9 protein-coding genes are annotated in these 9,328 nt (G+C 69.4%); 5 read left to right on the top strand and 4 right to left on the bottom strand.

Annotated features, from left to right (window positions below; all coding sequences use genetic code 11):
- A partial coding sequence (locus IEY31_RS15555) for a hypothetical protein (protein WP_188973626.1) occupies positions 1-580 on the bottom strand: 580 nt, incomplete at its 3' end.
- The gene (locus tag IEY31_RS15550; protein ID WP_188973624.1) at positions 567-1,751 is read right to left on the bottom strand and encodes a phosphopentomutase; all 1,185 of its coding nucleotides are present in this window, start codon (positions 1,749-1,751) and stop codon (positions 567-569) included. The genes IEY31_RS15555 and IEY31_RS15550, both read right to left, overlap by 14 nt.
- Positions 1,752-1,884: 133 nt before the next feature.
- On the opposite strand from IEY31_RS15550, the gene lptB reads away from it, so the two are divergent.
- Together lptB and IEY31_RS15540 are read left to right on the top strand one after the other, a co-directional pair.
- Complete coding sequence (lptB, locus tag IEY31_RS15545) at positions 1,885-2,685, top strand: LPS export ABC transporter ATP-binding protein (protein WP_188973623.1); 801 nt, start codon at positions 1,885-1,887, stop codon at positions 2,683-2,685.
- Positions 2,686-2,701: 16 nt separating this feature from the next.
- Positions 2,702-4,528 (top strand): DUF3084 domain-containing protein, encoded by a 1,827-nt coding sequence (locus IEY31_RS15540; RefSeq protein ID WP_188973620.1) that lies wholly within the window; start codon positions 2,702-2,704, stop codon positions 4,526-4,528.
- A 110-nt stretch (positions 4,529-4,638) separates the two neighbouring features.
- On the opposite strand, the gene IEY31_RS15535 is transcribed toward IEY31_RS15540, so the two are convergent.
- The gene (locus tag IEY31_RS15535) at positions 4,639-5,349 is read right to left on the bottom strand and encodes a peptidylprolyl isomerase (protein ID WP_188973618.1); all 711 of its coding nucleotides are present in this window, start codon (positions 5,347-5,349) and stop codon (positions 4,639-4,641) included.
- An 85-nt stretch (positions 5,350-5,434) separates the two neighbouring features.
- On the bottom strand, positions 5,435-5,905 hold the full coding sequence (locus IEY31_RS15530) for an Lrp/AsnC family transcriptional regulator (RefSeq protein WP_188973616.1): 471 nt from the start codon (positions 5,903-5,905) through the stop codon (positions 5,435-5,437).
- 174 nt (positions 5,906-6,079) lie between these two features.
- Between IEY31_RS15530 and ald the strand changes: the two genes are divergently transcribed.
- The 3 genes from ald to IEY31_RS15515 all read left to right on the top strand — a co-directional run bounded on the left by ald (position 6,080) and on the right by IEY31_RS15515 (position 9,312).
- On the top strand, positions 6,080-7,207 hold the full coding sequence (gene ald / locus IEY31_RS15525; protein ID WP_188973614.1) for an alanine dehydrogenase: 1,128 nt from the start codon (positions 6,080-6,082) through the stop codon (positions 7,205-7,207).
- A 77-nt stretch (positions 7,208-7,284) separates the two neighbouring features.
- On the top strand, positions 7,285-7,791 hold the full coding sequence (locus IEY31_RS15520; protein ID WP_188973612.1) for a DinB family protein: 507 nt from the start codon (positions 7,285-7,287) through the stop codon (positions 7,789-7,791).
- A gap of 123 nt (positions 7,792-7,914) precedes the next feature.
- Entirely contained in the window at positions 7,915-9,312 is a 1,398-nt protein-coding gene (locus IEY31_RS15515; protein ID WP_229723697.1) for an 8-oxoguanine deaminase, read from the top strand.
- Positions 9,313-9,328 lie beyond the last annotated feature (16 nt).

Below are 9,328 nucleotides of genomic sequence, written 5' to 3'. Positions count from 1 at the left end.
TGGGCTGAATCAGGCGGGTCAGGCGGTGGGGGGCGTCCCGCTCCACGTACACGTAGGCGTTGCCGGGGCGCAGGTAGTAACCGTGGGCGCTGGCCCCCTCGATCTGGCTGTCGGGCAGGCGCTGGATCAGCACGCGCCCACCAGTCAGGTGCGCGTAGGAGCGTTCGGGGCCTCCGTCCTGGGCGGCAGCGCGGGCACGCAGCCACAGCAGCAGCCCCACCGGGTCGTGGTACTCGGTGGTCAGCGGCGCGCTGGCCTCGTCCTTGCCCTGGCGCAGGGTGATCAGGCCGGCGCGGCGGTCAAAGGTGGTCTCAAACGCCGCGCGCCCGCGCCCGTCGCCCTCGGCGTAGCTCAGGCTGGTCAGGGTGCGGGGGTCCAGGCGGCTGGTCTGCACCCGGCGCAGGTCCGGCAGCACGCCGCCGAAATCGGTCTGCACGCGCACCACCACCGCGCCGCGCTCCGGGCTGATGGTCCACGCCTGTTCCCCGGCGTAGCGCCCGCCCAGCGTCAGCGTCAGGCTGAAGGCGTCGGCCTCCTGGCGGGGAAAGGCAGCGGCCTGGTCTGCCTCAGTCCCGGTCATTCAGCGCAGCCCAGAAGCTCTCACCCGGTCCCGTCCACACCGCGCCCAGCGCCTCGGCGGTGGTGGCCCCCAGGTCGGCGAAGGTGGCGCGCTCGCCCAGGTCCACGCCGCCCAGGCCTGGGCGGTGCACCAGCAGCAGCCCGTGCTCGCGGGTGTGATCGGTGCCGGGCCAGGTGGGGTCGTTGCCGTGGTCACTGGTGATGATCAGCGCCCCATCCTCCGGCACGCTGGCCAGGATCTCCGGCAGCGCGGCATCGAACTCGGCCAGGCAGCGGCTGTAGCCTGCCGGGTCACGGCGGTGGCCGAATTTGGCATCGAAGTCCACCAGGTTGGTGAAGATCAGGCCCGAGGTGCCGTCCCGGCCGGCCTGCTGCATGCGGTCGATGGTCTTGCGGATGCCGTCGGCGTTGTTGTCGGTGTGGATTTCCTCGGTGAAGCCCTGGTGGGCGTAGATGTCGGGAATCTTGCCGATGCCGATGACCTGTTTGCCCGCCGCCTTCACCGCGTCCAGCACCGTGGGCGGCGGCGTCAGGCTGAAGTCGCGGCGGTGCTCGCCCGCCCGGTCAAACGGCCACTCGCCCCGGAAGGGCCGGGCGATCACGCGGGCCACGGCGTACTCGCCCTGCAGCAGGGCGCGGGCGGCCTCGCACCATTCGTACAGCGTCTCCAGCGGCACCACGTCCTCGTGCGCGGCGATCTGGAACACGCTGTCCCCGCTGGTGTACACGATGGGATCGCCGGTTTTCAGGTGTTCCCGGCCGTAGTCGCGAATCACCTCGGTGCCGCTGTACGGCCGGTTGCACAGGTGGCCGTGGCCGGTGGCGGCGTCGAAGGGGTTCATTACGGCAGGCGGGAAGCCGTCTGGGAAGATCTGGAAGGCGTGTTCAAGCTGCACGCCCATGAACTCCCAGTGTCCGGTGGAGGTGTCCTTGCCGGGGCTGACCTCACGCATGCGTCCGTAGCCGCCCATCGGCGGCACGTCCGGCACGGTCTCGGGCGAGGTGTGGACAGTGGGCACGTGGCCCAGCCCCAGCCGCGCCAGATGGGGCAGATGGGCAGGCGCCGCCTCAAGGGTGTGGTTGAGGGTGTGGGATCCCGCGTCCCCAAAGGCCTGCGCGTCGGGCAGTTCACCTGCCCCCACGGAATCCAGCACGATGATGGTCAGCAACATGCGGCCCAGTGTAAGGCGTGGGGCCAGGCCGGACCGGGCATGGCGCGGCTGCCCCCTCAGCCGCAGGCGGACGGCGGCCTGGAATCCCGCCTCTCTCACGGCCTTCAGAGAACGTGCGTGGTACGCTGCCCGCGTGACCGCGCCCGCCTCCCAGACCCCAGCCTCTCCGGCCGCAGCGCCCGTTTCTGCCGCCTCCCAGGGTCCGGCGCGGCCCGATCTGGTGGCGCGTGGTCTGCGCAAATCCTACGGACGGCGCGCGGTGGTGCGGGACGTGGATTTCACGGTGCGGCCCGGCGAGATCGTGGCGCTGTTCGGCCCCAACGGGGCGGGGAAGACCACCACCTTCTACATGCTGGTGGGCTTTATCCGCCCCGGCGGCGGCACCATCAGCCTGGGGGAGAAGGACGTGACCCGGCTGCCCATGCACGAGCGTGCCCGCATGGGCCTGGGTTACCTGCCGCAGGAACCCAGCGCGTTTCGAAAGCTCTCGGCCCGCGACAATCTGCTGGCGATTCTGGAATACCAGAACCTGTCAAAAGCCGAGCAGCACGCCCGCGCCGACGCGCTGCTGGCCGAGTTTGGCCTCACCCATCTGGCCGACAGCTACGCCTACCAGCTGTCGGGTGGGGAGCGCCGCCGCCTGGAACTGGCCCGCGCCCTGACCACCGATCCCGATTACCTGCTGCTTGACGAGCCGTTTACCGGCGTGGACCCCAAGAGCATCCGTGAGATTCAGCGGTTGATCCGGGAGCTGCGGGACCGCCGGGGCATCGGCGTGTTCATCACCGATCACAACGTCCGCGAGACCATCGCCCTGACCGACCGGGTTTACCTGATGTTCGACGGCCAGGTCAAGTTCGAGGGCACGCCCCAGGAGTTCGCGCGCGACACGCATGCCCGCAACGATTACCTGGGCGACGACTTCGAGCTGTAGCGGGAGGAGCTGAGGCGTGCTGTGGCTGTTCCTGCCGTTTGTGGTGGTCCTGTCGGGTGTGGTGGCCTACGCCGCCGACACCATTGCCCGCAAGGCCGGGCGCAAGCACATCCGCCTGTTCGGGCTACGGCCCAAGACCACGGCGCTGCTGGTGGCGGTGTTGTCGGGCATGGCGATCAGCGCGGCCAGTCTGGCGGCCTTCTTGCTGCTCAACCGCAGCGCGGTGGCCACCATTGCCGAGGCCGATCAGCTGCGCCCCCGTATCGAGTCGCTGCGCAAGGAGGTGGGCGCGGTGCAGGGCGAGCTGAAGTCGGTGCAGCAGGAGCGCGATCAGGCGCAGCGCGAGGCTGACCGGTCCGCGCAGTTGCAGGCCCAGGCCGAGGAGAGACTGCGGCAGACCCGCAGCCAGCTGGAAGCCGCGCGCACCGCCGAGAAGACGCTGCGGGAAGAGGCCAAGACCCTGCAGGGCCAGGTGGACGAACAGACTGCCACGCTGCGGACCCTGGAAGAGCGCGCCGCCGAGAACCGCAAGAAGCTTGCGGCCTCCGAGACGGCCCTGAAGGCCAGCCGCGCCCGCGCACAGACGCTGGACAGTCAGGTGGTGGAACTCAACACCCGCGTCGCGCTGGCCGAGCAGGAGGCGCAGTCGGCCCAGGAACGCGCCGACGGGGCGCAGGCCACCGCCCAGGCCGAGCAGGACCGTGCCGTGGCGGCGCAGGCCACGGCCCAGGCCGAGCAGAACCGGGCGCTGACGGCCCAGGCCACGGCGGCCAAACAGGTCAAGGCGGCCCAGGCCAGCGTCGCGCAGGCCCGGCGGGACGCCGCCGCGCAGATCAAGGCCGCCGGCAAGCAGGTCACGGACCTCAAGGCCCAGGTCAGCACCCTGGAGCAGTCACGCAAGAAGGCCGCCGTTGACCTGGCGACGGCCCAGGCCGCGGCCCGGAGTGCCCAGCAGGTCCGCGACCAGCTGGGTGCCGAGCGCGACCGCCTGAGCGCCCAGCGCGACACGCTGGTGGCCGATCAGGCGCGCGTGACCCGCGAACGTGATCAGGCGGCCCGCGAGCGCGCCCAGGCCACGGCGGACCGCGACAAGGTCCGCCGGGACCTGACGGCGCTGCAGCAGCAGCAGCGTCAGCTGCAGGCCAGCAACGACGAGCTGAAGAACAGCAACGACTCGCTGGCCCGCGCCCTGGCCGACGCCCGCGCCAGCCTGGGCAAGTTGCAGGACGAGAACCTCTCCAGCCGCACCGAACTCAGCGCCAGCCGCAACACGGACCTGGCCTACCCCAAGAATGAACTGGTCTATGCCGCCGTGGTGCCGGGCGTGCGCAACCTGGACCAGTTTCTCAGGGACGCCGCCGCCTCGGCGCAGCTGCGCGGCGCGCGGGGCACGGGCGGGGCCCCCAGCGTCCGCCTCAGCGGCGGCGCCCGCACGGTCCTGGAAACCAAGCTGCGCGGCCTGAACGTCAGCACCTTCGTGCAGTGCCGCGCCGCCCAGAACGCCGCCGTGGGCTTTCCGGTGGACCTGAGCTGCGACGCCCGGCCCAACACCGTGCTGTACCGGGGCGGCGAGGTCATCCGGCGCGTCAACGTCACGCTGAGCAGCGATCCGCGCGCCATGCAAGACCAGATCAGCGACCTCGTCAAGGACGCCGTGACCGACATCACCGCACGCGGCGTGCCCAGCGAGTACATCCTGAACAAGGGCCTGGACGTGTCGGAACTGGTCACGCTGCTTGACCGCCTGGGCAAGCGCAGCGGCAGCACGGCCGTGGTGGGCGTGGCCGCGCGGGAAGACGTCCGGCCCAGCATGCGGGTGGATCTGTACCCGGTGCTGCCGTAGCGGGTGCTGCCTTCATTGAGCCGGTGCGGCTCCGGTTCGGAGGCACTGTGCAGCGCACCAGGGCAAAAAAAGCCCTCTCCGGGGAGAGGGACGGGGCTACCGGGACGGCTTCAGCTGCCGCCCGCGACCAGAATGTCCACACTTTTAAGCTCGTCTGCCGCCTTTCCGGCCACCGGGCCCCGGCCATCGTCGTTGCGGGTCAGTTTGTCCAGCACGTCCTGACCGGCCACCACCTTGCCGAAGACCGTGTACTGGCCGCTCAGGAAGTCGGCAGGGGCCACGGTGATGAAGAACTGGCTGCCCTGCGAATCCAGGCTGGCCGCCCGCGCCATCCCCAGCACGCCGGCAGCGTCGAACTTCAGGCCGTTGCCGTTCTCGGCCCTGAAGCTGTAGCCGGGGCCACCGGTGCCCCAGCGGCCCTGCTGCGCCGCGTCTGCGCTGAGCGGATCGCCGCCCTGCGCCATGAAGCCGTCAATGACCCGGTGAAAGCGCGTGCCGTCGTAGAAGCGGTTCAGCGCCAGGAACACGAAGTTGTTGACGGCCACCGGGGCCGCCTTCGCATTCAGTTCCACCGTCACGTCGCCCTTCGCGGTCCTGAGAACGGCGCGGTATGCCCTGGCCGGATCGATTACCTGCGCGGCCTTCTCGAAGCTGCGAACCGGTTTGTCGCTCAGCGGCTTGACCGGGGTGAAGCCGGGCGCAGCTGGCGCTGGCTGCGCCGGGGGAGTGGCAGGCGGGGTCTGGGCCTGGGTGGCAGGCGCGCAGGCGGTCAGCACCAGCAGCGAGGCGGAAAGCAGCAGGGACGCGGGTCTGGCAGTCATGAAAACCAGTATCTCAGCCTTTGATGGGAGCAGCGTTGGAGTCTCCTGCCGTCGGCCCGCCGCCTTCCTGTTTTTCTTCACGCCCCTACTCCAGCGGCAGGCTTGTGGTGTATTTCTCCTGCTTGACCAGAATGGTGCTGGCAGTGTTGCGCACGCCGGGAATGGCCGCCAGGGTGTTGACCAGAAAGTGCTGGTAGGCGTTCAGGTCCGGCACGCTGACCTTGAGCAGGTAGTCGATGTCGCCCAGGCACAGGTAACACTCCAGCACCTCGGGGCGGGCCTGCATCTGTTCGGCAAAGTCGTTGAAGCCCTGGCGGGTCTGCTTGTCCAGCGTGACACGTACCAGCACCAGCAGGTCACGCCCTACCAGCTTGTGGTCCAGCAGGGCCACGTAACGCTGGATGATGCCCTCTTCCTCCAGCCGCCGCACACGGCGCAGCGTGGGCGCAGGCGTCAGGCCGATCTCGTCGGCCAGCTCGGTGTTGGGCAGCCGGGCGTCGCGCTGCAGGATGGTCAGGATCTGCCGGTCAATGGCATCGAGGGTGTTTTGGGGCATCTTCTGGCCCATTGTGGCACATTGGCGCAATATCGTTGTGAAAAGCCCCCTCTTTGAGAGGGTTTCCGGCAATCCTGATCGGCCTCCAACTTGTTAGGATGCCCCGTTCAAGTCGGCGTCAATTCAGGCTTTTCTTCCCACCTTTCCGGCCCCGTGCGGCCCAGGAGAACACTTATGCAGATCGGACTTCCCAAGGAGATCAAGGTCAAGGAAAACCGTGTCGCGCTCACCCCGGGTGGGGTCGGCACGCTGGTCCGGCGCGGCCACAGCGTGACCGTTCAGGAGGGGGCCGGCGTGGGCAGCGGCATCCGCGATCAGGAATACATCGACGCGGGGGCCACCATCGGCAGCGCGGGGGACGCCTGGGCCGCTGAGATGGTGGTCAAGGTCAAGGAGCCGGTGGCGTCCGAGTACGGCTTCCTGCGCGACGACCTGCTGCTGTTCACATACCTGCATCTGGCCGCCGACCGTCCGCTGCTGGACGCCCTGCTGGACGCGGGCACCACCGGCGTCGCCTACGAGACCGTGCAGGCCGAGGACCTGAGCCTGCCGCTGCTGACCCCCATGAGTGAGGTGGCCGGCCGCCTGAGCGTGCAGGCCGGGGCGTACCACCTGCAGAAGCCGGTGGGCGGACGCGGCGTGCTGCTGGGCGGGGTGCCCGGCGTGCAGGCGGGCCACGTGGTCATCATCGGCGGCGGCGTGGTGGGCACCAACGCGGCCAAGATGGCGATGGGCCTGGGCGCCAAGGTGACCATTCTGGACGTCAGCCACCGCCGCCTGACCTACCTGGACGACATCTACTTTGGCCGCCTGACCACCATGATGAGCAGCGAGGCCAACCTGCGCGCGCTGCTGCCCGAAACCGACCTGCTGATCGGCGGCGTGCTGATTCCCGGCGCCAAGGCCCCCAATCTGGTGACCCGCGACATGCTGGGCCAGATGCAGGAGGGCAGCGTGATCGTGGACGTGGCGGTGGACCAGGGCGGCTGTGTGGAGACCATTCACGCCACCACCCACGACGATCCCACCTACGTGGTGGACGGCGTGGTGCACTACGGCGTGGCCAACATGCCGGGGGCCGTGCCGCGCACCAGCACCTTCGCGCTGACCAACGCGACCTTCCCCTATGTCCAGCTGCTGGCTGACCACGGCCTCGACGTGCTGCGCGGTCACCCGGCGCTGCAACTGGGCGTCAACACCCACCGCGGCCAGCTGACCTACCAGGGGGTGGCCGACGCCTTCGGCCTGCCGTACGTCCAGACCGCAGAGGCCCTGGGCCAGTGGAGTGCCCAGGCGCAGTAGGGCCAGTCCTTGTGCCGCCGGGTCCTCAGGGGCAGCCCCCGGTCGCGACCCTGAGTGCGGAGGGCTACAGTGGCTGCATGACCCCTCCGCGGCCCGGCGACTTCCCACCGTTCTACGCCCGCTACGTGGACCTTGCGCCGGAGGAAGACGTGCTGCGGGCCATGGCGGTGCAGGCCCCGTTGACCCGCGCCGCCATTCTGAACTTTGCTGATCAGCCCGACTTTCGTTACGCTCCGGACAGGTGGAGCGTGAAGCAGGTGGTGGGCCACATGGCCGACACCGAGCGCGTCTTCGGCTTCCGGGCGCTGTGGTTTGCCCGCGCCGACGCGTCCCCGTTGCCCGGCTTCGAGCAGGACGACTGGATGGCGGCCAGTGGTTTCGACGCGCAAACGTTGGAAAACCTGCTGGCCGGGTTCGAGGCCGCCCGCACCAGCAACCTCCTGATGCTGCGTCAGCTTGCGCCGGAAGCCTGGGCGCGGCAGGGCAGCGCCAACGGGCATCGTTTCACGGTCCGGGCTTACGCCCACGGCATGCTGGGCCATGAGCGGGCACACCTGCAGATTCTGGCCGAGCGGTATACCTGAAGCCGTAGTGCTGTAGAGAGTCGTTGTTGTAGAAAGTTGTAGAAAACAGTCAAAACAATTTCTGGCCCTGACCGTCGTGGTCGGGGCCAGTTGTGTTTCCCCGAAGCTGGAAAAGGAGGCCCCATGAACCCCACCCGCACTGTGCTGCGCCGCATCCATACGCTGATTCCCATGACCGGCGAACGTCTCTCGCCCACGCCGCCGCTGCAGGACGCCGCCCTTGTGCTGGAGGGCAAAGAAATTCGCTGGGTGGGGCAGGACAGCGCCCTGCCCGCCGACCTGCTGGACGGCGCAACGGTGCGTGACCTGAGCGGCCACGTCGTCCTGCCGGGGCTGGTCAACACGCACCACCACCTCTACCAGACACTGACCCGCTGTCTGGCGGTGGATTCGGGGCTGTTCGACTGGCTGAAAACCCTGTACCCGATCTGGCTGAACCTGACGCCGGAAGCCGCCTACGACAGTGCCCAGCTGGGCCTGGCGGAGCTGGCGCTGAGCGGCTGCACCACCTCTTCCGATCACCTGTACCTGTACCCCAATGGCGTGACGCTGGACGACACCATCCGCGCGGCGGGTGACCTGGGCCTGCGCTTTCACGCCACGCGCGGCAGCATGAGTCTGGGCGAGTCCCAGGGGGGCCTGCCGCCAGACCGCGCGGTGGAGCGGGAAGACGTCATCCTGGCCGACTCGGTGCGGCTGATCGACGCCTTTCACGATCCGGCCCGCCTCGCCATGACGCGCGTGGCGCTGGCCCCCTGCTCGCCGTTCTCGGTGACGGGTGACCTGATGCGTGTTTCAGCCGTGCTGGCCCGCGAGAAGGGCGCGATGCTGCACACCCATCTGGCCGAGACGGCCGATGAGGACGCCTTCTGCCTGGCCCAGTTCGGCCTGCGCCCGCTGGATTATGCCGAGTCGCTGGGCTGGACCGGGCCGGACGTGTGGTTCGCGCATGGCGTGCATTTCAGCGCGGACGACGCGGTGCGGCTGGGCGCGTGCGGCTGCGGCGTGGCGCACTGCCCCAGCAGCAACATGCGGCTGGCCAGCGGCATTGCGCCGACCCGGAGGCTGCTGGAGGCCGGGGTGCGGGTGGCGCTGGGCGTGGACGGCAGCGCCAGCAATGACGGTTCGCACCTGATGGCCGAGGCCCGGCAGGCGCTGCTGAGTTCGCGGGTGCGCGGCATGCCGGGACAGGCCCCGGACGCGGCCGCCGCCCTGACGGCCTACGACGCGTTGTGGCTGGCGACACGCGGCGGGGCGTCGGTGCTGAACCGGGACGACATCGGGCAACTCGCGCCGGGCTTTGCCGCCGACGTGATTGCCGTGGACCTGCGCGATCTGGGCTACTCGGGGGCGAGGCATGACCCACTGGCCGCCCTGACCTTCTGCGCGCCGCCGCGCGTGGCCCTGAACATGGTCAACGGGCGCGTGATTGTGGACGGGGGAGAGCTGCTGGGCGTCGAGCTGCCCGCACTGACAGAACGCCACGACGCGCACAGCCGCCGGATGATCGGGCTGGCCTAGACCGGACAGCGTAGTC

The sequence above is a fragment of the Deinococcus aerolatus genome (assembly GCF_014647055.1).
In the GTDB taxonomy this organism is placed as follows: domain Bacteria; phylum Deinococcota; class Deinococci; order Deinococcales; family Deinococcaceae; genus Deinococcus; species Deinococcus aerolatus.
The sequence above is the reverse complement of the archived record's forward strand: the minus strand, read 5'-3'. Positions and strand labels throughout refer to the sequence as shown.